The following is a 24,683-nucleotide window of genomic DNA, read 5'->3' as shown; positions in this document are numbered from 1 at the left end:
ACTATTTCGATATTTTTTCCAAAGGCTCCCATTATCGTCCATGCCAGCTAAAAATAAAAAACTGTGGGCATGCTTTTTAAGCTTGTCCACAGTCTAACTTTCTATGCTTGTCTATCAAATTGTTGAATCATTTTATGAAGCGCTTCGGATTGCTTTTTTAAATCTTGCGCAAGTTGTTCAACCTGCTCGATTGCATAAGCTTGTTCTTCTGTTGCACTGCTAACTTCCTGCGCACCGGCTGATGTTTCTTGTGCAATCGCTGCCACTTCTTGTGATTGTCGAGCAGTTGTTTCGATATTGTGCATTTGTTTTTCTATTAATGATGAAATCTCAACAATCGCGTCTGCCATTTCATGCACACTAGAGGACATTCCTTCAACTGCTGTCGTTGTCTCTGATACGCGTGCTGCTTCTTTTGTTGCAAATGCTACCTGTTGATTCATTTGCTTCACGACAATCTCAACATTTTGTTGCATGGATTGGATTAGAGACGTAATGCCTTGTACTGCTTTTGCACTTTCATCTGCTAAGCCACGAACTTCTTCTGCTACAACCGCAAAGCCTTTTCCATGTTCTCCTGCACGAGCAGCTTCAATGGATGCATTTAACGCTAGTAAATTAGTTTGCGCAGCAATATCGCCTACTAAACTAATAATCCGTTCAACTTGTCCCGCATTGTCTTCCAATGTACGAATACTTTCTAACGCTTCGTTGTTGCCTGCTGCAATTTGTTGAATGCTGTTGACTAACGTTTCAATCGCTTTTGTTGTATTAGTTAAATTATGTAAAATCTCTTTTGATTGTGTTGCAGACTGTTCAGCTCTCGTATTGACTTCAGTTGCTAGTGCTCGCACATCTTCAATTGCTTCTGCGGTATCTTGTACTGCTGTAGCTGACGCTTCGGCGCCTTCCGAAATATGTCTCACTGTCACCGCAATACCGTCTGCTTTCTTTGTAGCAACAGCGGTTTCATCGGAAAGCTTAATAATAGATTGATTTGTTTGTTGGAAGTTTTGATCGATGCTTTCTACCATATGTCGTAAATTTAACACCATTTGTTGGAATGCCATAGCGACTGAACGAATCTCATCATTTGTTTTTGGCATTACTACATCCTGTCCAATTTTACCTTCTGCCACACGTGTAGCAGAATATTCAAGCTGCTGTAATGGCTTGATTAAAATAACGCTGAAAATTGCAGCTAAAATACCTGACCAAGTAATCCCTAATAAATAAGTAATCACTTCAAATAGCTTACGATTGGTTTCCGGGAAAACAGTAGGTTGTATAAATTCAATGAAGATAAAGCTTATACTATATGTGATTAGTGCAAGTATACTTACAAATAATACTAGTTTAAGTCGTAAGCCAAACTGTTTTTTCATAGTGCCCCTCAATTCTTCTCAAGTATTTTTACTAATCGTTCAACTAATTCCTGTAATTCTGCAAAGGTTTCCTCATAAATTGCTTTATTCCCACCGTAAGGATCTACAACATTTTCATAGCTTCCTTCACTCGTATATTCTTTCAGTGTAAAAACTTTTTCTTCCGTATGTGGATAGTTAGCAATGATGGTATCTTTATGTGCTGTGGTCATCGTTAAAACGAGATCGGCCCACTCCACTTCTGCTATGGATAGTTGTGTAGCTAAATGCTGATGAGCTATATTCGCCTCATGTAAAACTTGCTGTGCATGTGTAGACATTTCTGCGTTCGGCATTGCATAAATTCCAGCTGAACGAACATTAACATCGGCGAGTTGTTTCTGTTTTAAAATGGCTTCTGCCATCGGACTGCGACAAGTATTCCCAGTACATACAAATAATATATTCACACTTATCACCTTCCTTATTTATTTTTTAATTGCGAGTATACTCATAATGATAAAAATAATGCCTGCAATTATTTGAATTTTATTTCCAAAAAAAACCTGACTTCTGCGTGCTAAAACTAAAGACCCATAAGAACAAATAAAAGCACTCAATCCAGCACTAATTATAAAAATTGTTTTTTCTAAGTTAAGCATACCAAAAGAAACACTCACTGAAAAGGTATCTAGGCTAGCAGTCACAGCTAATAAAACTGGTGAAATGGTTATTTTCTCATTTTTGTGAGAAGACAACAGTAAATGGAGGCCAATACTAAATAATAAAATACTTGAAATCCATTGTCCCCATTCTAACAAAAAACGCACTAAGTAGCTTCCTAATTCAAAGCCGAGCAGTGGAAAAAGCATATGTAACGTGGCTGTCCACACTGCCAAAAATAAGCGATATCTAACATTTGGAATTAATACAAATAACCCGATGACATCTACAGACGTTAAAATACCTGCAAGAATCCCCTGCAAGAATGCACTCCTTCGCTTTCTAATATTTTATCATTTTATGCTCGAAAATACAGTATTATCAATAATGTCCATATCAAAAAAAGCATCAAGAACGAACTTCCTTGATGCTTTCATATAACGGGGAAACTTGTGGATATCTCTGGTAAATTCTTGTGTATCGCCACAAAAACTCGACGTATCGCCACGAAATTCTCGTCAATCGCCACAAAAACCTGGCGTATCGCTACGAAATTCTCTCCAATCGCCAGTCGAGTCTCGATGCGTTCCAATGTTAACGTGTATACCATTTACCACCCGCGGCTTTTTCTAGTCTGTTCATAATGGCGGCGCCTACACCTTCAGTGGATGTTGTCGTCACTAATATAATGGTAGCTTCTGTTTTATCGCAAGCACGTAACGCATGGTATAAAGACGCACCCATCTCTTCTTTGCTACCTGCTTCACCGATTGAAAAATAAAAATCTGTTTTAATATGCTCAAAGCTTGCAGGTGCTAGAAGTGCTACTTTATGTTGCTGTGCTTGAAGTTGCTGTATTGCTTGTTGCACTTTTTGGTCATCACAGTCGATTAAGTAGACAGGTGCATTGGGCGCATAATGCGTGTACTTCATACCTGGGGCTTTCGGTGTTTCTTCCATTGTCTGTTCTATTTTGGACGGTTGAATAACTGGACCGATTACGGACTCTAACATTTCCTTTGTAATGCCACCTGGACGTAATATAACGGGTGGTTCATGCGTAACATCAAGTACGGTTGATTCAAAGCCAATGCCTGTTGGACCACCATCTAAAATATACGGTATGTACCCTTCTAAATCGTCTTTTACATGTATCGCCTCTGTTGGGCTTGGTTTCCCGCTTCGATTCGCACTTGGTGCAGCTAGCGGTTTTTGTATTTGCTGTAGTAATGCTAACGCAACTGGATGATCAGGCATACGAATGCCCACTGTTTTTAAGCCAGCTGTCACACTTTCTGCTAGCACATTTGGTTTTACTGGCATCACCAGTGTAAGAGGCCCTGGCCAAAATACATCCATACATTTTTTTGCAAGTTCAGAAATATGTTCTATATAAAGGTGAACTTCCTCTTTCGTTCCTATATGGACTATAAGCGGGTTATCGGATGGTCGACCTTTTGCCTTGAAAATCTTTTTGACTGCTTCATCATTTGTAGCCACTGCCCCTAAACCGTAAACCGTTTCTGTTGGAAATGCCACAACTTCTCCTGCATTTAAGATATCCACAGCTTGTGCATAAGTTATTTGACTATTCACATTACTGTCCACAATCTTGCAAACGGTTTCCATATGAAAAACCTTCTTTCAATCGTTGTTTTTTTCTGAATTATCCACATTTTGTTTATAACTTATCCATAATTGTGTATAAGTTATCTGAATTTGTGCACAATTACTCAAAAATTCCTTTAATCCATTCCCAAATAAAAAATGTCACTTGTTCTTTTTCTTCTTTCTTTTCTTCCTTTTTTTCCTCTTTTTCAGGTTCACAAATAGATGGGAAAATGCTGCACCACCAGTTATCACCACGCGCATCACCAATTTTCACGACAATTGAATGATACATATTTTGTGGGTAAAACATTGCTTCCTGTCTTTTCGGTGGAAATAAGTTATCCCCAAGTACAACTTGTGTATGCAATTGTGGATAATTTTCTTTTAATTGTGCTTCAATATTCTTTTTTAATGTCGCAATGCTGTCATTATCCACATCTGTAGTAGCACCTACTTGTAATAAATAAGGCTTTAAGTCTTTTACAAGTTGCTCTTTTTCTAGTTGATCATTCGTTGTATTGCTATTTGCTATAACTCTTATACGAAAATCATTTTCTTGTTGATGATTCATAGCTTGCTGTGCAGAACCTATTAATGATGGAATATATAAAATACATAGTTGTAAAGCTATCGCAATGATTACTAGTCTAGCAAAGGCTAGTACACTATTTTGTTTTGGAAATCTAACAATCTTGTATTCGTTTAACATAAAAATCCCTCCTTGCTCAACATTGTGGTCAAGAAGGATGATCTTTATACATGAATTTCACAAAAAACCATACGAGGTTTTCCATTAATATCTTTTTCCACGGTAATACTAGCCTGTGGAAAACTTTCTTTAAAAAATTTCGCTACTTGCTCTCCCTGTGTATAACCAATTTCCAGTCCAATTAAAGCTGGCTTATTCATTAGGGCCGGAAGCTGTTGTGCTAGTTTACGATATAACACAAGCCCGTCCTCTTCTGCAAAAAGAGCGCTATGCGGTTCATGCTCCAACACAATGCTAGACATATCCTTCGCTTCTTCAAAGGCGATATATGGAGGGTTCGATAACACAATATCAAACTTTTCCCCAACTAAAGGTGCTGTTAAATCGCCTAGACGGAAATCAATATCCGCAGCTAGTAATTGTGCATTTTTTTTGGCAGTAGCTAATGCCGCAACAGATACATCGGTTGCTACAACTGTTAATTCTGGACATTCTAGCTTCATAGAAATGGCAATAGCACCGCTACCTGTTCCGATATCTGCTAGCTTTAGCGTTTTGTTTTCAAATAATTGGCCAATTCGATTGGTTGTTGCCAGCACTAATTCTTCAGTTTCAGGTCTCGGAATAAGCACCGACTCATCTACTATAAATGTACGTCCGTAAAATTCTTCGCTACCAATACAATACTGCACAGGTCGGCCACTTGCATGCTCTTCAATCAATTTTTCAAACCGTTCACTTTGCTCAAAGGTTAAGGTATCTTGCAAGTGTAACATCACAGCCGAATACGTTGTGCCGAGTACATGCTGCATGACAATACGAGCAGCAGTCTCTTCGCGTCCATTATCCACTAAAAAAGAAGAAGCCCAATCAAGGGCCTCCATTACATTTTTATAGGTCATCATTAAGTCGCTCTAACTTCGATGCTTGCTCTTCTAAGATTAGCGCATCAATAATTTCGTCTAGTCTACCCTCAACGATTTGATCTAGCTTTTGAATTGTTAAGCCAATGCGATGATCTGTGACACGGTTTTGTGGATAATTGTATGTGCGGATACGCTCTGAACGGTCTCCCGAACCTACTGCTGACTTACGTGTTGCATCAATTTCTTTTTGTGCTTCTTGTAAATACATATCTGCTACACGTGCACGAAGAATTTTCATCGCTTTTTCACGGTTTTTAATTTGTGAACGTTCATCCTGCATTGATACAACAACACCTGTTGGTAAATGGGTCATACGAACAGCTGACATCGTTGTATTTACCGATTGCCCACCTGCGCCTGAAGATGCAAATGTATCGACACGGATATCTTTTTCGTGAATTTCAACATCTACTTCTTCAACTTCCGGTAAGCAAGCCACTGTCGCTGTTGATGTATGAATACGTCCTTGTGATTCTGTTGCTGGTACACGTTGTACACGGTGTGCACCATTTTCAAATTTAAATTTAGAATAAGCGCCTTGCCCGTTAATCATAAAGATTACTTCTTTGTAGCCGCCCATTGGGTTTGGTGTCGCTTCCATAATATCGATTTTCCAGCCTTGTGTTTCAGCATAGCGAGAATACATACGGAATAAGTCACCTGCGAAAATATTTGCCTCATCACCGCCGGCTGCACCACGAATCTCCATAATAACGTTTTTATTGTCATTCGGATCTTTCGGAATTAATAAAACACGAAGACGTTCTTCCAACTCTTCTTGCTGTTCTTTTAATGAGTTGAATTCTTCTTTTACCATCTCGTGCATATCCGGATCTTTTTCATTCTCTAACATTTCTCGTGTATCAACTAGTTGATCTTTAACACTTTTATATTCACGATAAGCATCCACTGTCTCTTGAATATCCGATTGTTCCTTTGAATATTCACGTAATTTTTTACTGTCGTTTACAATATCAGGATCACTTAAAAGCTCATTTAGCCTTTCATAACGATCCTCTACTGCTTGTAGTCTATCAAACATGGGCTTCACCTCTATTTAGTTCATTTATCTATATTCAAGTAGAAGTCCGCCTCTCTTTAAAGTGAATGAGACGAACACTATTTTCCTCTATTTGTTAATTATCCCGGCTACGGATTACGTTAGGCGTAATTATATGCATGGAATATTTCCCTTACTTAGTATAAGGAAAATTCCGCGTGTATGCTACAATTATTCGGTGGATTGCTTAAAATCATGATAGCCATACGATGAAATTAACAATAGTCCACTTCCATGTTAACACAACTTTAAAGCGGTGGATGTGCGTGGCACTTTCGACAAACAGGATAGTAAGAATCGTTACCTCCGATTTTTATTTGATCGCCTGTATACACAGGTTTACCATTATCATCGACACGTAAATTCATCGTTGCTTTTTTATGGCAGAACCAGCAAATCGTTTTCATTTCTTCAATTTTATCTGCATATGTAAGCATATACTGACTACCCTCAAATAATTCATTTTGGAAATCATTCTTTAGGCCAAAGCCCATCACGGGAATGTCTAGTTCGTCCACAATATTCGCTAATTGTAGCACATGTGCCTTTTTTAAAAATTGCACTTCATCTACAAGCACGCAGTATGGCTTTACTTCATTATTTTTTACAAGTTCAAAAATATTCGTATCCTCATAAATTGGAATAGCCTCTTGTCTTAAGCCTACTCGACTTGAAACAAATCCAACCTCATCACGTGTATCAAGACCTGATGTGAATATCATGACAGGCTTTTGCTGCTCTTCATAGTTATGAGCAACTTTTAAGATTTCTATTGATTTGCCACTATTCATCGCGCCATGTTTATAGTATAGCTGTGCCATTGTATTTTCTCCCTCCCTGTTGTCATTGGATTTTGAAAGGAATTATTTTAGCAATTAGCTTTAAGCCCAAACGATTATAGCTGTGGGTCGGCTTAAAATTTCAAAATCCGCTCTACTGTTGTTATATATTAAACGCGCGCAACGTTGCGAAAGAAACCTATACTCTAAGACGCAATGATTGCTTGCACTTTTTAAATACTGAAAAAAATACCTGCCAAGCACATGCTTGGCAGGTATTAAACTAACATTAGTTTTTAAGACCGTATTTTTTGTTGAAACGATCCACGCGACCATCAGCAGACGCGAATTTTTGACGGCCAGTATAGAATGGGTGACATTCGTTGCAGAACTCGACAACGATGTTTTCTTTTACTGAACCAGTTTTGAAAGTGTTACCACAAGAGCAAGTTACTGTTGCTTCTTTGTAGTCTGGATGAATTCCTTGTTTCATATTCGTTTTCTCCTCTCGCCCTGAACCATCTGGAACAGAGTAATTCGAACTGTACCTTACATAGCCCGAATATGTCGGCTACATATGTACACGTTGCATACTTTTGAAGTATAACATAGTTATTTTATTGTTATCAAGCAAAAAATATTGAAAACTATTATCATGTCATTACCCACGAACTTCGCAAAATAGCTTGGCACTATTTAACGCTAAAACCCATCTGCAAATGCACCCGCAATTAATCTTACTTTACTAGAATGCAATAAAATCATATGTTCTGTGCTCTTTTAAAGGCTCTACTTCAAGTAGTATTCACTTCGTAGCCAAAAGCAATACGTTCTTCTCAAACACTTATTGATAATGATTATCAATATAGCTTTACTATTATTGAAGCCATAAAAAACACCAGTAACGACAATTCGTTACTGGTGTTTCCGAATGTAGACAAATTGTTTGGGTGACTGACACTTAGCTCCTACTAGCAGTGCTATAAAAAGTCAGAATTGTTTGGGTGACTGGCACCTTAAAGTAGGCCTTTACCTTTAGTGGCTTTTTTCATATCTTCATTTAGCTTTTCGAAAAATTCTTCGTTTGATTTTGTTGTACGTATCTTTCTTAAGAAACGCTCTGCAAAATCTGGCGCATCTGAAAATGTTTTTCGGATTGCCCATAGTTTTTCAAGTTGGTCTGGCTCAAGAAGCAATTCTTCCTTACGTGTACCTGAACGACGAATATCAAGCGCAGGGAAAATACGACGCTCTGCTAATTGACGATCTAAGTGCAACTCTAAGTTACCCGTCCCTTTAAACTCTTCATAAATAACTTCGTCCATACGTGAACCTGTATCTACTAAAGCTGTAGCTAAAATTGTTAAGCTACCACCTTCTTCAATATTACGAGCAGAACCGAAGAATCGTTTTGGTCTATGGAAGGCCGCAGGATCGATACCACCTGACAGCGTACGACCACTTGGAGGAATAACTAAGTTATATGCACGAGCAAGACGTGTAATGGAGTCCATTAAAATAATCACGTCCCGTTTATGCTCTACTAAGCGGCGTGCTCGTTCTAACACGATTTCTGCTACCTTCACATGATTTTCCGGTACTTCATCGAAAGTAGAACTTACGACATCCGCATTCACAGAACGCTCAATATCCGTTACCTCCTCTGGACGTTCATCGATAAGTAAGACGATTAACTCTGCCTCAGGATGGTTTGTTGTAATAGCGTTAGCAATTTCTTTTAATAATGATGTTTTACCAGCCTTTGGTGGCGCAACGATTAATCCACGTTGACCAAATCCTACTGGCGCTACTAAATCCATAATTCGAGTCGATAAATTGCGCTGTGTAGTTTCAAGCTTGATTTGGCGATCAGGATATAACGGCGTCAACGCTGGGAAGTGAACACGTTCTTTTGCTACTTCAGGATCTTCTCCATTTACAGCATCCACCTGCAGTAATCCATAGTAACGTTCATTTTCTTTAGGGGGACGCACTTTACCAGACACTTTATCCCCATTACGAAGATCAAAACGACGTATTTGAGAAGCAGAAATATAAATATCCTCTTTACTCGGTGAGTAATTGATTGGTCGAAGGAAACCAAAGCCCTCTTGCGATACAATCTCAAGTACCCCCTCCATAAAGAAATAACCCTCTTGCTCTGAACGTGTTTTCAAAATAGCGAAAATTAATTCCTTTTTCGTTAGTTTGCTATAATAAGAAATTTTGTATTGGCGTGCGAGGGCGTAAAGCTCTTTTAACGTCATGTTTTCTAATTGAGCGATTGTCAATGTAGACATATGCACAACTCCAGTCTTTTTCAAAATATAATGCATGTATTGGGGTAAACATAGAAGTTTTAAAGTAAAACTATAGGATGGTTTAAATGAAGAAGAAGGTACCTAGTGCAAATAGTTGCACTAGGTATATTTTAGAAGAAAATATTATTAATAGCTAGGTTTTTTATCAAGAGCGTGACGACCTTCTACAAAACGGACAGTACCCGACTTCGCTCGCATAACGACCGAATGCGTTAATGCATAAGCACCTTTGTACTGCACACCTTTTAATAGCTCACAATCTGTAACAGCTGTTGCTGCAAAAATTGCATCGTCACCTTTTACTAAATCATCTAAGTAAAGAACTTTATCTACATCTACGCCCATTTGTTTACAGCGTTCTAACTGTTCTTCATCTTCTGGCACTAATTTAGCCTGGAAGTCTCCGCCAAGGCATTTTAATGCAACAGCCGATATAACACCCTCAGGCGCACCGCCCATACCGAACATAATGTCGATGCCTGTTTCATCGAACGCAGTGTTAATCGCTGCTCCCACATCTCCATCTTGAATAAATTTAATACGAGCTCCCGCTTCACGAATCTCATCTACTATCGCTTGATGGCGTGGGCGATCTAATAGAGTAGCTACTACATCTGAAATATCTTTATTTTTTGCTTTTGCTACTTGTAATAAATTATAAGTAACAGAGGCGTTAATATCAACTTTTCCTGCCGCTTCTGGTCCTACAGCAATTTTCTCCATGTACATATCTGGTGCATTTAATAGATTACCTTTATCAGCAATGGCTAATACTGTCATAGCACCATTTGTACCTTTTGCCACTATATTAGTACCTTCTAAAGGATCGACTGCTATATCTACTTTGGGACCGCCATTACGAAGACCAAGTTCCTCACCAATATAAAGCATTGGTGCTTCGTCCATTTCGCCTTCCCCAATTACTACTGTAGCATGCATTGGAATCGTATCGAACATTGAGCGCATTGCTGTCGTTGCTGCATCATCTGCCTCAATTTTCAAACCGCGACCCATCCATTTCCCGGATGCGATTGCTGCTGCCTCTGTTACTCGTACTACTTCCATCGATAAACTGCGTTCCATTGTTGTTTTGCCTCCCGTTATCGGCATGTTTTATTTTACCGAAACATTCAAATTACCTTTATTGTAACATAATTGGCTCAAAACTTTTACCTTACATTACTCCTTTGCCTCTGCAACGCTAACCATAATTGTTTCACGTCGAATATCTGCGCCTAAGTCACGTAATTTTTCAATAAGTGAGCTATAGCCACGTTCAATATGATAGATATCATGAATTTCAGTTTCACCTTCAGCTAATAAGCCAGCTAGCACTAATGCTGCACCTGCGCGAAGGTCTGTCGCAGTGACACTTGAGCCATGTAATTTACTTGGACCAGTAATTATCGCTGTATTTCCTTCTACACGTGCGTTGGCATTCATACGACGCAGTTCATCAATATGCTTAAAACGAGCCGTATAGATGGTATCTGTGATCTTTGAAGAGCCAAGTGCTTGCGTCATTAACACCGAAAGTGGCTGCTGAATATCCGTAGGGAATCCAGGATAAACTATCGTTTTGACGTCAACCGCTTGCAATGTAGAAAGGTCTGTTTTGGGAACAAAAATACTTTCCTCGTCTATGTCAATCTTGACGCCCATTTCACGAAGTTTTGCTGTAATTGCCTCTAAATGCAATGGAATGACATTATCTATCGTAATGCCGTCCCCAACTGCTGCTGCCATTATCATAAATGTAGCCGCTTCAATACGGTCTGGAATAATAGTATGTTCCGTTCCATGCAGTTCCTCAACACCTTCGATACGAATAACACTTGTACCCGCACCTTTAATATTGGCACCCATATTCGTAAGGAGTGTAGCTACGTCAATTATTTCAGGTTCTTTTGCGGCATTTTCAATAACCGTACGTCCCTTTGCACGTACCGCAGCAAGCATAATATTAATCGTTGCGCCAACACTTGCCACGTCTAAATAAATTTTAGCACCGATTAATTCTTCAGCACGTAAATAAATCGCACCATGCTCGTTAGTAATTTTAGCGCCAAGGGCTTCAAACCCTTTAATGTGTTGATCGATTGGACGCGGCCCTAAGAAACAGCCACCAGGCAAACCAATGACAGCCTTTTTGAAGCGACCAAGCATGGCACCCATTAAATAATAAGAGGCGCGGAGTTTTTTAACATTACCATTTGGCAACGGTAGTGCAACCATATCGGATGGATCAATAATCATTTTGCCATCCTCAAATTGTACTTCTCCACCAATCTCTTCTAACAAGGCTTTTAAAGTCCAAGCATCTGAAATTTCGGGAATCCCTCCAATTGTCACTGGAGAGTTCGCCAAAATTGATGCTGGAATTAAGGCGACTGCACTATTTTTTGCACCACTAACTTTAATTGTACCCTTTAGACGATTTTCGCCTGTAATTTTATAAACATCCATTTCGCGTTCTCCCTCATGATTGGAAAGTAATTTTTGCATTTGACTCACTTTATAATCTTATTATTCACCTTTTCGCTTATTCCAATCCGCTAAAAATCCTTCAATTCCTTTTTCCGTTAATGGATGGTGGAAAAGTTGTTTTAACACTTTGAAAGGAGTTGTTGAAATATGTGCCCCAGCAAGAGCTGCTGCCGTTACATGTTGCGGGTGACGAATAGAAGCAGCAATAATTTGTGTTTCAATATTATGGATTGTGAAAATATCTGAAATTGTTTCGATAAGTTCAACACCATTTTGACCAATATCATCTAAACGGCCGATAAATGGTGATACATATGTAGCACCTGCACGCGCAGCCATTAATGCTTGGTTGGCACTGAAAATTAGTGTTACGTTTGTTTTAATGCCTTTGTTTGCAAAGAAGCGACACGCTTCTAAACCAGCCGGTGTCATTGGTAATTTCACTGTAATATTCGGTGCAATAGCCGCTAATTCTAGACCTTCTTTAATCATACCTTCAGCATCTAATGCAATAACTTCTCCACTTACTGAGCCATCAACTAGCTCGGCAATTTCACGTAGACGATCATGGAAAGATACGTTCTCCTCTTTTGCCACTAATGATGGGTTTGTTGTAACGCCTGATAAAATGCCCCATGCGTGTGCTTCTTTAATTTCATCAAAGTTTGCTGTATCAATAAAAAATTTCATAATATTTCCTCCCTAACCCTATTTATTTATATTATTAATTTTTTTCAAAAAAGTTATGATTTCAAAAACAAGAGAAGGTCGATTGCTAGCATCAACACTTCTCTTATTATGTGTATTCATCTATGCTTTTGTACCATATGTGAAGCAAAATTTATGCTTTTTGTGCACTACCAAATTCACGGATTTTACCGATAACTGTTGTTTTAATTGCTTCACGAGCTGGTGCTAGGAATTTACGTGGATCGTAAACAACTTTATCGTTGTCAAGGATTTCACGAATCACTTTTGTGGCAGCGATTTGATTTTCAGTATTCACGTTAATTTTAGCGGTACCTAATGAAATGGAACGTTGAATATCTTTTGTTGGAATACCTGTACCACCATGTAATACTAAAGGAAGATCTGCTAATTTAGAGATTTCTTCCATTTCTTTGAAACCTAAGTTTGGTTCGCCTTTGTATGGACCATGAACAGAGCCAAGCGCTGGTGCTAAGCAATCAATATCTGTTAATTCAACCATTTTACGGCACTCTTCTGGATCAGCGTACATAATACCACCAATTACGCCATCCTCGTCGCCGCCAACTGTTCCAAGCTCAGCTTCTACAGAAACGCCTTTCGCATGTGCATATTCAACTACTTTTGAAGTAATTGCAATATTTTCTTCGAAAGGATGATGTGATGCATCAATCATAACAGAAGTAAATCCAGCATCAATCGCTTCTTTACATTTTTCAAAGCTTGAACCATGGTCAAGGTGAATAGCTACTGGCACTGTCGTACCATAAGATTCCATTAAACCTTTTACCATGTGTACAACTGAAATAAATCCGCCCATATATTTACCTGCGCCCTCAGATACGCCAAGGATAACCGGTGATTTCTCTTCTTCTGCTGCTTGTAAAATTGCTTGCGTCCATTCAAGGTTGTTGATGTTGAATTGACCAACTGCATAACCTTCTGCCTTTGCTTTAATTAACATCTCTTTCATAGATACTAATGCCATACTAAAAATCCTCCTTTTAGGACTATTCTTTATACATAATTGTGCTATTCAATCATAGCAAAAATATAAGCACCTGAAAAGAAATTTCAGGTGCTTATATTTTCTGCCCCGATAGCGAAGTGCAACGCAGCGACAGGGGCACTTTTTTTCTATAAGCCCCGATAGCGAAGTGCAACACAGCGACAGGGGCCTTTTTAAATAAAAAAGAAATTTCAGGTGCTTATATTTTCTGCCCGATAGCGTAGTGCAACGCAGCGACAGGGCACTTCTTTTTTAGCACCTGAAAAGAAATTTCAGGTGCTTATATTTTCTGCACCGAAAGCGTAGTGCAACGCAGCGGCAGGGCACTTCTTTTTTAGCACCTGAAAAGAAATTTCAGGGGCTTATATTTTCTGCACCGAAAGCGTAGTGCTAACGCAGCGGCAGGTGCCTCTTTAAATAAAAAAGAAATTTCAGGGGCTTATATTTTTGCCCCGATAGCGTAGTGCAACGCAGCGACAGGGGCTTTTTTTCTATAAGCACCTGAAAAGAAATTTCAGGTGCTTATATTTTCTGCCCGATAGCGTAGTGCAACGCAGCGACAGGGCACTTCTTTTTTAGCACCTGAAAAGAAATTTCAGGTGCTTATATTTTTGCCCCGATAGCGTAGTGCAACGCAGCGACAGGGGCACTTTTTTTCTATAAGCACCTGAAAAGAAATTTCAGGGGCTTATATTTTCTGCCCGATAGCGTAGTGCAACGCAGCGACAGGGCACTTCTTTTTTAGCACCTGAAAAGAAATTTCAGGTGCTTATATTTTTGCCCCGAAAGCGGAGTGCAACGCAGCGACAGGGGCCTTTTTTTCTATAAGCACCTGAAAAGAAATTTCAGGGGCTTATATTTTAGCACCGTAAGCGTAGTGCAACGCAGCGACAGGGGCCTTTTTCTATAAGTGGCTGGGACATAAGAGAAAAAGTGTGAGATTGAACCCAATCAATCTCACACTTTTTCTCTATGCCGTTGTTGTCCGCTACGGCGGTGCTTTCCGCAGGAGTCACCGTCTTCGCTACCATCACCTTGTGCTATCTGCAAAGTTTTTTCTATTGCGAAACAAAGTAAATCAAAATTATAAATTCCAAAGTTATGTCTGAGCATCGTATAATTTTGAATGAAAGTCTAGTGCAAAACAGTTAGGTAGCATTATTTATTTACAACAAGTATAAAAAAACAGGCGGTGTTTGCCACTGCCTGCTTAACTATGTTTTTAACGTTTTATTTACTTCGTCACGCACTTCAAAAATATCAAATGGCTTCGTAAAATATCGAATTGCCCCTAATTCCAATGCCTCCTGAACAACATCTAATTCACCGTATGCTGTCATCATAAAGACAGGTAATTCGGGCCATTTCTCTTTTAAACGCTTTAAAATTTCTATGCCATCCATGCCAGGAATCTTCATGTCTAGCAATACACAGTCTATCGATTCTTCCTCTGCATAACGTAGTGCCTCAGCGCCATTCGCTGCTAAATATGTAACGTAACCTTCTTTTTTTAATACTTCATTTAATAGCAAACGAATTCCCTGCTGATCATCAACAATTAGTAATCGTTTCACATTGCATTCCGCCCTTTTTGAATTATTATTCTTGCACAAAAAGATCTATATATGTAATATTCTCCTTTTACAGCTTAATACCTTCTAGTATTATAAATTATCTACTCTTTTGCTTTATGCTTCACACATCCATATAATATTGATTGAGGTGGAATCATGTCAAAAATTCTAACAACACAGTTGAGCGGATTATTACAAAGAATAACACAAAATGAAGAAGAAGCTATTGAAGAAACAGCACGATTACTTGCACAAGCTGCGATAGGCGAAGGCAATGTCTACTTTGCTTGCTTTGGTGAAATGCAAGTTGTCGAATTAAATGCACTTCAAGGTGTTGAGCGTTTTTCTAAGCTACTCCCTTGGACCGAGCATACAGTCGTTAGCGAAGCAGATCGCATCTGTATTTTTACACGCAGTGCACATGATCAGGAAGCATTAGCATTAGCACAAAAATTGAGTGCTCAATTTATACCATTTGCAGCAGTAGCGAGTGAAGTAGCAAATAACGAAAATCCATTAGCCGATTTAGCGTATACATATATCTCCACTCGTATGCGCGGTGGTTTAATGCCTAATGATTTAGGTGAGCGTATCGTTGTACCGCATGCAATAGCTGCACTGTTCATTTATGAAGCTGTAAAAGTAATTTATGATGAAATGCTTGGCTTGGATGAGGAACTATAATCGTTTCTTAATATGCACACAAAAAAGCTATAAACAAAAGGATGTCTCGTCATAACGAGACATCCTTTTTAGTATTATTTAAATGTTGCACCGATGAAATCACGGAATAATGGTTGTGGACGGTTTGGACGTGACACGAACTCTGGGTGGAATTGGCATGCTACAAAGAAATTGTTTTCTGGTAGTTCAATGATTTCCACTAATTTTCCATCTGGGCTTGTTCCTGAGAATACAAGACCTTCTGCTTCCATTGCTTCACGGTACTCATTGTTAAATTCATAACGATGACGGTGACGTTCATAGACAAGCTCTTTGCCATAAGCATCACTTGCTTTTGAACCTTCTTTTAACTTACATGGATATAAACCTAAACGTAATGTTCCACCAATATCTACGCTATCGTTTTGATCTGGTAGGAAATCAATAATAGGATACTGTGTTTCTGCATCAAGCTCTGTAGAATGTGCTCCTTTTAAGCCTAGTACGTTACGAGCAAATTCAATTGTTGCTAATTGCATACCTAAGCAAATTCCTAAGAATGGTACATTGTTCTCACGAGCATATTGCGTAGCTAAAATTTTGCCCTCAACACCGCGATCACCAAAGCCACCAGGAACTAAAATAGCATCTGCACCTTTAAGTAACGATACAACATTATCAGCATCTACATGCTCTGCATTAATCCAATCAATATCAATATCAGAGTTAAACGCATAACCTGCATGTTTTAACGCTTCTACTACTGAAATATAAGCATCTTGTAGCTCAACATATTTACCTACTAATGCCACTCTGCGTTTATTTGGTAAGCTCTTCACTTTTGCCACAAGTTCACGCCATTCTTCCATATCTGCCTCTGGCGCTTCAATGCCGAAATGATCAAGCACGATATCATCGAAATCTTGTGCATGAAGATTTAAAGGTACTTCATATAAATGCTCTGCATCACGAGATTCAATAATTTCATGAGGTTGTACGTCACAGAATAATGCTAGTTTTTCTTTCATATCTTGTGGTACTTCTTGTTCTGTACGCACAACGATAATATTTGGTTGAATCCCTAAAGAACGTAATTCTTTAACAGAATGTTGTGTTGGTTTTGTTTTTAATTCACCAGCAGCTTTAATGTAAGGAATTAGTGTACAGTGTACATACATGACATTGTTATGACCTAAGTTTGTTTTCATTTGACGAATGGCTTCTAGGAATGGTAGCGATTCAATATCGCCTACAGTTCCCCCAACCTCTGTAATAACAACATCTGCGTTTGTTTCACGTCCAGCGCGTTGGATACGATCTTTAATTTCATTTGTAATATGAGGAATTACTTGGACTGTTCCACCGTTGTAATCACCACGACGTTCTTTTTGTAAAACAGATTGATAAACGCGACCAGATGTCACAGTTGAATGTTTTCCTAGGTTAATGTCGATAAAGCGTTCATAGTGACCTAAGTCTAAGTCAGCCTCAGCACCATCATCTGTTACAAACACCTCACCATGTTGATAAGGACTCATTGTACCTGGGTCGATATTGATATATGGGTCAAATTTTTGAATTGTAACTTCTAACCCACGGTTTTTTAATAAACGTCCTAGAGATGCTGCAACAATCCCTTTTCCAAGTGATGACACTACCCCACCTGTTACAAAAATATACTTTGTCATGAAAAATTCCTCCTTATGTTGTTCTAGATCTTGTTAGTAAAAAAAGTATATTGCGTCCATCCAATGTGTCACTTATGTTTACCGATTCGCCTAATTGCAGGAAGGTAATGTAAACGTTCAACACCGTTGTATGGACCTGAATAAGAAACATCTATGCTTTCCTATCCCTAAAATAAGAAAAGCCGAGAATGCCTACATAAGATGCAGTCAATTCGAAGCTGTAATCGTTTCTATCTCTTTTTTACTTTCCTTTTCTACATTGTCCTTCATCGTAAAGTGATTTTGCATTACTCTCTTGTGAGCAATTCCATTATCCCTTCACTAGAAGCACTAACATATTCTCAGTCACCGATTTACTATACAGAAAGAAGTTTGCAACATACAGCTTGCTATCCTTATCTATACGTATGGGAGTGCTTGACTGAATATTGATCAATTACCCACTCGGCGTATGCGTCCAGATTTATTCAAACCTGCTAAAAAAGCGGCTTTTAAAACTGTAGCATCTGCCAAGCCTTTAACTTAATTCAGCTTCCCAAAGCAAGTTAAAAACAAAAAAACGCCCCTCCTGCATAGGTTTGCAGGGGGAGCGTATTATATACACGGTCTTTCTCCTTTTTTTAAGGAGCCCAAGTAAAAGATTAAACGTAACCGTGATAGAAGTCAAGAATTTTTACTACACGTAAAAAAGTAAGAAAATTCAAAGCAAGTTCGTCTTACACTTCTTCCTCTTCTTCTTCTTCAAATTCTTCATCATCTTCAATGAAATCTTCATCAATTTCTTCATCAATATCTTCTATATCTTCTTCATCAAAGTCGATATCTTCTTTTTCTTCATCGATTTCTTCTTCAACAAATTCTTCATAGTCTTCATCGAAGTCAATTTCCTCTTCGTCTAAATCTTCCTCTAGATCATCTTCATCATCAAGAGCAGCTTTAGATTTTTTCTTATGTGTTTTCACAGAAGGAGCTGTTTCTTCTTCGATTTGTTCAACTTTAAACCATTCACGTAAGCCCCAACCAGTTTCTTGATTGAATAAGAAACGTCCATCTACGTTCATATCAGTGTAGAATTGTAGTAGGCGTGATTTTATTTCTTCATCACTGTAGCCAACAAGCTCTTTAATAATTGTAAGCAGGTCATTAAATGACACTGAAGCACGTTTTTCTGTTAAAATTGCATAAGCTAAGTTAATTAACGATTCTTCCGCTAATTGTTCCTTTGTCATTTCACGAAAATTCAATTCGTGCACTTCCTTCCTCTCATCACAATGGACGTTTTAAAATTAAATAGTGCTTTATTTTCGGAGCGCAGCTAAAAAAGACCGCACAAAAGTAACTTTCCATACCATAAGCATAATACCCATTATATACAATGTTTTAGTCTCTTTGCTACCTTCAATTACTGTTTTTTATATTACACATTTTTTTTATCCCTAGAAAAAACAAATATATCGATAATAAAAGTAAAGGAATAGCGCCAATTTGCTTATTATACAGGAAAATGACTCCTAATACTAAAGCTAAAACAATAATGTAGTGAATTATTGATTTCATCCTCCACTGCGCCCCCCTCTTTTTTACATTTCTATTATAACGAAAATAAAAAGAAGTGCCTAATCGTATGACTAGACACTAAAAAATTAGCAGTTTTTCGGATAAACTAGCATTGCCGTTCCTCAATAAGCAAATTCATAGTCTTTTGTTTTACATATTGCGACGGAATTGTCCTCCGACTTCATATAAGGCCTTTGTAATTTGTCCTAGACTCGCTACTTTTACAGTTTCCATTAGCTCTTCGAAAATATTGCCATTGTTTACAGCTACCTCTTGTAAGCGGGCTATCGCTGCTTCTGTTGCCCCCTCATGCTGTTGCCAGAATAACTGTAAATTGCGAATTTGTGTTTCTTTTTCTTCTGATGACGCACGAGCAATTTCCATATTGTCGATCGCATCATCTGTAGGCGGATTCGGGTTTAAGTATGTGTTAACACCGATGATTGGTAATTCACCTGAATGCTTTAACATTTCATAATGCATGGATTCTTCTTGAATTTTACCGCGTTGATATTGGGTTTCCATCGCACCCAGTACACCGCCACGATCATTAATACGATCAAACTCTTCTAACACAGCTTCCTCTACTAAATCCGTCAATTCCTCAACGATAAATGCACCTTGTAATGGATTTTCATTTTTCGCTAAGCCATGTTCTTTAGTAATAATCATTTGTATCGCCATTGCCCGTCTTACTGATTCCTCTGTTGGCGTAGTAATGGCTTCATCATATGCATTTGTATGCAAAGAGTTACAATTATCTTGCAATGCCATAAGTGCCTGTAATGTTGTACGAATATCATTAAAATCAATTTCTTGAGCATGCAAACTTCGCCCAGAAGTTTGGATATGATATTTAAGCTTTTGTGCACGGTCATTTGCACCGTATTTATCGCGCATGACAACTGCCCAAATACGACGTGCTACACGGCCAATTACTGTATACTCCGGATCTAAACCGTTTGAGAAGAAGAATGATAGATTTGGTGCGAAATCATCAATATTCATACCTCGGCTTAAATAATATTCTACATACGTAAAGCCATTTGCAAGCGTAAATGCTAGCTGTGAAATTGGGTTCGCTCCCGCTTCTGCAATATGATAGCCGGAAATAGAGACAGAATAGTAGTTACGCACTTTTTTGTCGATAAAATATTGTTGAATATCGCCCATCATGCGGAGCGCAAATTCCGTAGAGAAAATACATGTATTTTGCCCTTGGTCTTCTTTTAAAATATCAGCCTGTACTGTACCACGCACAACCTGCAATGTTTTCTCACGCGTCTCTGTAAATTCTTCAACTGTTAAAGGTCTTGCTAGTTCTTTTTCTCGTAATTGAACTTGCTGATCAATAGCTGTATTCATAAACATCGCCAAAATAATTGGCGCTGGTCCATTAATTGTCATAGATACAGAGGTTGAAGGAGCACAAAGGTCAAAGCCTGCATAGAGCTTTTTCATATCCTCAAGCGTACAAATAGAGACGCCTGATTCACCAACTTTACCGTAAATATCTGGACGGTAATCAGGATCCTCGCCATAGAGCGTTACCGAGTCAAACGCGGTTGATAAACGTTTAGCATCATCATCTTTCGATAAATAGTGGAAGCGTTTATTTGTACGTTCTGGTGTACCCTCACCGGCAAATTGTCGTTTCGGATCTTCTCCTTCACGCTTGAACTGGAATACACCTGCTGTATAAGGGAATTCTCCTGGTACATTTTCACGATATACCCAACGCAAAATTTCACCGTAGTCTACAAACTTCGGCAGAACAACTTTCGGTATTTTTGTACCTGAAAGACTCGTTGTCGTTAAAATTGTACGAATTTCCTTATCGCGCACTTTGGTTACAAACTCATCCCCAGCGTAGGCTTCTTTCAATGCTTGCCAATTATCTAAAATACGCTTCGATTCTGCTGTTAATTCATCACGTACACCTTCCGCTAAAGAAGTAAGTGATGCGACAAGGACATCATCTGGCGCCTTTTCCTTTACTGCTGCGATAGCACCTTCTAATTGGAATAAGCGACGAGCAAATGCAACCTGCTGCTCTGTTTTTTTATGATAGCCACGCACTGTATCAGTTATTTCACGAAGATAATAGCGACGATCATTCGGAATAATAACATCCTGTTTTTGCGTTTTGGCAAATTGTTCATAACCGGTTTCCCAAGCGCTACCTGTTTTTTCGTTAATAATATGAACCAACGCAGCAAATAACGCATTCGTTCCTTTATCATTAAATTGACTGGCAATCGTGCCGTAAACAGGCATTTTATCGATTGGTTCATCCCAAAGCTCTCGAGAACGTTGGTATTGCTTCTGTACTTGACGTAGTGCATCTTCTGAGCCTTTTCGTTCAAATTTATTGATGGCAATGACATCAGCAAAATCAATCATATCGATTTTCTCAAGCTGTGTCGGTGCTCCAAATTCGCTCGTCATTACATACATGGATAAATCAGTGAATTTTGTAATTTCTGCATCGCCTTGACCAATACCACTTGTTTCAACGATGATTAAATCATAGCCTGCCACACGTACAACATCCAATACATCGCCAATAGAAGCCGAAAGCTCCGTACGAGAACCACGTGTTGCTAAACTTCGCATATAGACACGATTATTGAAAATAGCATTCATACGAATACGATCTCCAAGTAAAGCACCACCTGTTTTTTGCTTTGTTGGATCCACCGATAAAATTGCTACACGCTTTTCTGGGAATTCTTTCAAAAAACGACGGATAAGCTCATCCGTTAAAGAGGATTTACCAGCACCACCTGTACCTGTAATCCCTAAAATCGGTGTTCCTTTTGAGCGTTTACGTGCTTCCTCTAGCATTCTTTTCGTTTCTTCATCATTATTCGATTCAGCTGCCGTTATTAAATTTGCTAAAATTTCTGGTGTTTCAGTTGTTAAAGCATCTAGCTTTTCTAAATAGTCACCAGTTGCAGTTGGAAAATCTGTACCTTTAATTTGCTCATTAATCATCCCTTGCAGCCCTAATACACGACCATCTTCTGGTGAGTAAATACCTGCAACGCCGTAAGCATGTAATTCTTTAATTTCACGTGGCAAGATAACACCGCCACCGCCGCCGTATATTTTAATATGCGGTGCACCTTTCTCACGCAGTAAATCATACATATATTTAAAGTATTCCATATGGCCGCCTTGATAAGAAGATACAGCAATGCCTTGTGCATCCTCTTGAATCGCAGCATTGACGACTTCTTCTACAGAGCGATTATGTCCCAAATGAATGACTTCCACACCGCTCGATTGTAAAATCCGTCGCATAATATTGACCGAAGCATCATGACCATCAAAAAGACTTGATGCTGTAACAAAACGTACGTGATTTTTTGGACGATACACTTCTACCTTTGTCATATGAAACCCCTACTTTCTCCCCTTAGTAAATCTTTTCATCAATGTTTGCATTGATTTCATCATTTAAAAAGTACAAACACAGAACCATTTTGCTTCGTACCGATGCTTTGCTAGCAAGCAGTGAATCACTGTTAAATGCCAGCTTCCGCCTCGTTCAAATGAAAAATTGACACATTGTATGGGCTTCTTGAGCCTAGTGAAATACCATCAGCTCTGTGCCAGACGCCATGATGAAAAAATCGGTAATTGCAATGTCGCATTATGCAATTACCGACAAACCCCTTTGGAACTTATTAAAACCCCTTAATGCCTGAAATGAACAATGTTGTTTGCATTTCAATATACTCGTCAAGCGTATGTTGACGGTGAAGCGCCCATTTGCGGAACGCCCAGCTTTGACCTTGAACAACTAAATTATTTGCTGCTAAATGAATTTGCTGATCAGTCATTGTTAGTTCCCCTGACTGCACGCACCGTTTTAACAATCGTTCAAAAGTGGCAACCATCTCAAACTCTTTACTAAAAACATAACGCTGTGCTTCTTTGGATAATGATTTCGTTTCCTGATACATGATTGTTAATTCATCTACCATGCTATCGATTTGTAAAAAATACTCACGAATCATTTCTTTTAACTCTTCTATCGTTCCTGCCTTTATCTCATAGCTTGATAGACGTTCCATCGCATGGTGGTAGATGCTATCACAAACGAGGTATAGTACATCTTCTTTTGTACGAATATATTCATATAATGTACCGATACTAAAACCTGCTGCTTTAGCAATTTCCCTTGTAGTAGCACGATGGAATCCTTTTTCTTTAAATAATTTAATAGCACCTTGAATCATTTGTTCTCGGCGGATGGCAATGAGATTTTCGTCTTTCACGGTTGACTGGACTTGGGGTCTTTTGTTCTTTTCTGTCATAAATTATTTCGTCAACATACGCGAGATAACAAGACGTTGAATCTCTTGTGTACCTTCGTAAATTTGAGTAATTTTCGCATCACGCATAAAGCGTTCTACTGGATAATCTTTCGTGTAACCATAACCACCAAAGACTTGAACTGCCTCAGTTGTAACGCTCATTGCTGTATCACCAGCCATTAACTTTGCCATTGCTGATGCCTTACCGTAAGGAAGATTGTTTGTCTCTAACCAAGCAGCTTGGTATGTAAGCAGACGAGATGCTTCAATTTGTGTTGCCATATCCGCTAATTTAAAGGACACACCTTGGTTTGCAGTAATTGGCTTACCGAATTGTACACGCTCTTTGGCATATTCAACCGCAGCATCTAAAGCACCTTGCGCAATTCCTACTGCTTGAGCTGCAATGCCGTTACGTCCACCATCAAGTGTTGTCATTGCAATTTTAAAGCCGTCTCCTTCAGCCCCAAGTAAGTTTTCTTTTGGTACACGGCAGTTATCGAAAATAATTTCTGTTGTCGGTGATGAACGAATCCCTAGTTTTTTCTCCTTTTTACCGACTGAAAAACCTGCAAAACCTGCTTCAACGATAAAAGCGGACGTGCCGTTTTTCGCTTCTGGGTCTGTTACTGCAAATACGATATATGTATCTGCTACGCCACCGTTTGTAATAAAAATCTTTGAACCATTTAGAATATAATCATCGCCATCACGTTTTGCATACGTTCTCATACCACCAGCATCCGAACCAGAACCTGGCTCTGTTAAACCATAAGCACCGATATGTTTACCTTCTGCCATTGGTCGCAGGTACTTTTGTTTTTGTTCTTCGTTACCAAATTTATATAGCGGCCAACCTGCTAAAGAAGTATGTGCAGATAATGTTACCCCTGTCGAAGCACAGACACGAGATAATTCTTCAACAGCAATGACATAGGCAAGGTAGTCAAAGCCTGCACCACCATATTCTTCTGGCCATGGAATACCTGTTAAGCCTAATTCAGCCATCTTATCAAAAATGGCACGATCAAATTCTTCATTTTCATCGCGTTCTGCGGCTGTTGGTGCTACCTCATTTAAAGCAAAGTCGCGAATCATTTCACGTAATTGTTCATGTTCTTCTGTTAATTGAAAGTTCATTGTCCATTTCCCCTTTAATTTTAATGAAGTTCGCCTGTTCCTTTATTAAATTGCCTATAAATACGTGTGCATAAACTAAGTTCTTTTACGATGTTGGCA

21 protein-coding genes are annotated in these 24,683 nt (G+C 38.8%); 1 reads left to right on the top strand and 20 read right to left on the bottom strand.

Annotated features, from left to right (window positions below):
- Positions 1 to 101 precede the first annotated feature (101 nt).
- The 15 genes from C9J37_RS19480 to C9J37_RS19410 form a co-directional block, all read right to left on the bottom strand.
- Positions 102 to 1,385: a methyl-accepting chemotaxis protein gene (locus tag C9J37_RS19480; protein WP_107896698.1), complete on the bottom strand. Its 1,284-nt coding sequence runs from the start codon at positions 1,383 to 1,385 to the stop codon at positions 102 to 104.
- A gap of 8 nt (positions 1,386 to 1,393) precedes the next feature.
- Positions 1,394 to 1,834, bottom strand: a complete 441-nt coding sequence (locus tag C9J37_RS19475; RefSeq protein WP_107896697.1) for a low molecular weight protein arginine phosphatase — start codon at positions 1,832 to 1,834, stop codon at positions 1,394 to 1,396.
- Between the two features lie 18 nt (positions 1,835 to 1,852).
- Positions 1,853 to 2,350, bottom strand: a complete 498-nt coding sequence (locus C9J37_RS19470; protein WP_024362891.1) for a manganese efflux pump MntP — start codon at positions 2,348 to 2,350, stop codon at positions 1,853 to 1,855.
- 271 nt (positions 2,351 to 2,621) lie between these two features.
- The gene (locus C9J37_RS19465) at positions 2,622 to 3,656 is read right to left on the bottom strand and encodes an L-threonylcarbamoyladenylate synthase (protein ID WP_107896696.1); all 1,035 of its coding nucleotides are present in this window, start codon (positions 3,654 to 3,656) and stop codon (positions 2,622 to 2,624) included.
- A 100-nt stretch (positions 3,657 to 3,756) separates the two neighbouring features.
- Positions 3,757 to 4,347, bottom strand: coding sequence for a stage II sporulation protein R (locus C9J37_RS19460; protein ID WP_107896695.1), 591 nt, complete (start codon positions 4,345 to 4,347; stop codon positions 3,757 to 3,759).
- A 44-nt stretch (positions 4,348 to 4,391) separates the two neighbouring features.
- Positions 4,392 to 5,252 carry a peptide chain release factor N(5)-glutamine methyltransferase gene (prmC, locus tag C9J37_RS19455; protein ID WP_107896694.1) on the bottom strand — a complete coding sequence of 287 codons (861 nt, stop codon included), beginning with the start codon at positions 5,250 to 5,252 and terminating at the stop codon, positions 4,392 to 4,394.
- On the bottom strand, positions 5,239 to 6,315 hold the full coding sequence (gene prfA, locus C9J37_RS19450; protein ID WP_024362887.1) for a peptide chain release factor 1: 1,077 nt from the start codon (positions 6,313 to 6,315) through the stop codon (positions 5,239 to 5,241). The genes prmC and prfA overlap by 14 nt, the downstream gene beginning before the upstream one ends.
- A gap of 266 nt (positions 6,316 to 6,581) precedes the next feature.
- Positions 6,582 to 7,154: a thymidine kinase gene (locus tag C9J37_RS19445; RefSeq protein WP_024362886.1), complete on the bottom strand. Its 573-nt coding sequence runs from the start codon at positions 7,152 to 7,154 to the stop codon at positions 6,582 to 6,584.
- 247 nt (positions 7,155 to 7,401) lie between these two features.
- A complete protein-coding gene (gene rpmE, locus C9J37_RS19440) occupies positions 7,402 to 7,605 on the bottom strand; it encodes a 50S ribosomal protein L31 (protein WP_004269457.1) in 204 nt (67 codons plus the stop codon).
- 523 nt (positions 7,606 to 8,128) lie between these two features.
- Positions 8,129 to 9,412 (bottom strand): transcription termination factor Rho, encoded by a 1,284-nt coding sequence (rho, locus tag C9J37_RS19435; protein WP_107896693.1) that lies wholly within the window; start codon positions 9,410 to 9,412, stop codon positions 8,129 to 8,131.
- Between the two features lie 147 nt (positions 9,413 to 9,559).
- Entirely contained in the window at positions 9,560 to 10,516 is a 957-nt protein-coding gene (glpX, locus tag C9J37_RS19430; protein ID WP_024362884.1) for a class II fructose-bisphosphatase, read from the bottom strand.
- Between the two features lie 96 nt (positions 10,517 to 10,612).
- Positions 10,613 to 11,899 (bottom strand): UDP-N-acetylglucosamine 1-carboxyvinyltransferase, encoded by a 1,287-nt coding sequence (locus tag C9J37_RS19425; protein ID WP_024362883.1) that lies wholly within the window; start codon positions 11,897 to 11,899, stop codon positions 10,613 to 10,615.
- Between the two features lie 60 nt (positions 11,900 to 11,959).
- Complete coding sequence (gene fsa / locus C9J37_RS19420; RefSeq protein ID WP_024362882.1) at positions 11,960 to 12,610, bottom strand: fructose-6-phosphate aldolase; 651 nt, start codon at positions 12,608 to 12,610, stop codon at positions 11,960 to 11,962.
- 151 nt (positions 12,611 to 12,761) lie between these two features.
- Entirely contained in the window at positions 12,762 to 13,616 is an 855-nt protein-coding gene (locus C9J37_RS19415) for a class II fructose-bisphosphate aldolase (protein ID WP_024362881.1), read from the bottom strand.
- 1,235 nt (positions 13,617 to 14,851) lie between these two features.
- Positions 14,852 to 15,211, bottom strand: coding sequence for a response regulator (locus C9J37_RS19410; RefSeq protein ID WP_024362880.1), 360 nt, complete (start codon positions 15,209 to 15,211; stop codon positions 14,852 to 14,854).
- 156 nt (positions 15,212 to 15,367) lie between these two features.
- On the opposite strand from C9J37_RS19410, the gene C9J37_RS19405 reads away from it, so the two are divergent.
- The gene (locus C9J37_RS19405) at positions 15,368 to 15,895 is read left to right on the top strand and encodes a DUF2529 family protein (RefSeq protein WP_024362879.1); all 528 of its coding nucleotides are present in this window, start codon (positions 15,368 to 15,370) and stop codon (positions 15,893 to 15,895) included.
- Between the two features lie 74 nt (positions 15,896 to 15,969).
- Here the strand turns inward: C9J37_RS19405 and C9J37_RS19400 are convergent, their stop codons facing one another.
- From C9J37_RS19400 to C9J37_RS19375, 5 genes are all read right to left on the bottom strand, one after another.
- Positions 15,970 to 17,562: a CTP synthase gene (locus C9J37_RS19400; protein ID WP_107896692.1), complete on the bottom strand. Its 1,593-nt coding sequence runs from the start codon at positions 17,560 to 17,562 to the stop codon at positions 15,970 to 15,972.
- A gap of 716 nt (positions 17,563 to 18,278) precedes the next feature.
- The gene (rpoE, locus tag C9J37_RS19390; RefSeq protein WP_201262195.1) at positions 18,279 to 18,806 is read right to left on the bottom strand and encodes a DNA-directed RNA polymerase subunit delta; all 528 of its coding nucleotides are present in this window, start codon (positions 18,804 to 18,806) and stop codon (positions 18,279 to 18,281) included.
- Between the two features lie 463 nt (positions 18,807 to 19,269).
- Positions 19,270 to 22,518 (bottom strand): fused isobutyryl-CoA mutase/GTPase IcmF, encoded by a 3,249-nt coding sequence (gene icmF / locus C9J37_RS19385; RefSeq protein WP_107896690.1) that lies wholly within the window; start codon positions 22,516 to 22,518, stop codon positions 19,270 to 19,272.
- A gap of 293 nt (positions 22,519 to 22,811) precedes the next feature.
- A complete protein-coding gene (locus C9J37_RS19380) occupies positions 22,812 to 23,444 on the bottom strand; it encodes a TetR/AcrR family transcriptional regulator (protein WP_024362875.1) in 633 nt (210 codons plus the stop codon).
- Between the two features lie 3 nt (positions 23,445 to 23,447).
- Positions 23,448 to 24,584: an acyl-CoA dehydrogenase gene (locus C9J37_RS19375; RefSeq protein WP_107896689.1), complete on the bottom strand. Its 1,137-nt coding sequence runs from the start codon at positions 24,582 to 24,584 to the stop codon at positions 23,448 to 23,450.
- Positions 24,585 to 24,683 lie beyond the last annotated feature (99 nt).

The sequence above is a fragment of the Lysinibacillus mangiferihumi genome, from assembly GCF_003049665.1.
GTDB lineage: Bacteria > Bacillota > Bacilli > Bacillales_A > Planococcaceae > Lysinibacillus > Lysinibacillus mangiferihumi.
This window is presented reverse-complemented; position numbering and strand designations above follow the sequence as displayed.

Bases quoted from the DNA above. Each gene is read 5' to 3' on its own strand.
- icmF (WP_107896690.1), bottom strand. From the start codon at position 22,518: ATGACAAAGGTAGAAGTGTATCGTCCAAAAAATCACGTACGTTTTGTT.
- fsa (WP_024362882.1), bottom strand. From the start codon at position 12,610: ATGAAATTTTTTATTGATACAGCAAACTTTGATGAAATTAAAGAAGCA.
- rpmE (WP_004269457.1), bottom strand. From the start codon at position 7,605: ATGAAACAAGGAATTCATCCAGACTACAAAGAAGCAACAGTAACTTGC.
- prmC (WP_107896694.1), bottom strand. From the start codon at position 5,252: ATGATGACCTATAAAAATGTAATGGAGGCCCTTGATTGGGCTTCTTCT.
- C9J37_RS19480 (WP_107896698.1), bottom strand. From the start codon at position 1,385: ATGAAAAAACAGTTTGGCTTACGACTTAAACTAGTATTATTTGTAAGT.
- glpX (WP_024362884.1), bottom strand. From the start codon at position 10,516: ATGGAACGCAGTTTATCGATGGAAGTAGTACGAGTAACAGAGGCAGCA.
- C9J37_RS19445 (WP_024362886.1), bottom strand. From the start codon at position 7,154: ATGGCACAGCTATACTATAAACATGGCGCGATGAATAGTGGCAAATCA.
- C9J37_RS19400 (WP_107896692.1), bottom strand. From the start codon at position 17,562: ATGACAAAGTATATTTTTGTAACAGGTGGGGTAGTGTCATCACTTGGA.
- C9J37_RS19375 (WP_107896689.1), bottom strand. From the start codon at position 24,584: ATGAACTTTCAATTAACAGAAGAACATGAACAATTACGTGAAATGATT.
- rho (WP_107896693.1), bottom strand. From the start codon at position 9,412: ATGTCTACATTGACAATCGCTCAATTAGAAAACATGACGTTAAAAGAG.
- C9J37_RS19415 (WP_024362881.1), bottom strand. From the start codon at position 13,616: ATGGCATTAGTATCTATGAAAGAGATGTTAATTAAAGCAAAGGCAGAA.
- C9J37_RS19460 (WP_107896695.1), bottom strand. From the start codon at position 4,347: ATGTTAAACGAATACAAGATTGTTAGATTTCCAAAACAAAATAGTGTA.
- C9J37_RS19425 (WP_024362883.1), bottom strand. From the start codon at position 11,899: ATGGATGTTTATAAAATTACAGGCGAAAATCGTCTAAAGGGTACAATT.
- prfA (WP_024362887.1), bottom strand. From the start codon at position 6,315: ATGTTTGATAGACTACAAGCAGTAGAGGATCGTTATGAAAGGCTAAAT.
- C9J37_RS19380 (WP_024362875.1), bottom strand. From the start codon at position 23,444: ATGACAGAAAAGAACAAAAGACCCCAAGTCCAGTCAACCGTGAAAGAC.
- C9J37_RS19465 (WP_107896696.1), bottom strand. From the start codon at position 3,656: ATGGAAACCGTTTGCAAGATTGTGGACAGTAATGTGAATAGTCAAATA.
- C9J37_RS19405 (WP_024362879.1), top strand. From the start codon at position 15,368: ATGTCAAAAATTCTAACAACACAGTTGAGCGGATTATTACAAAGAATA.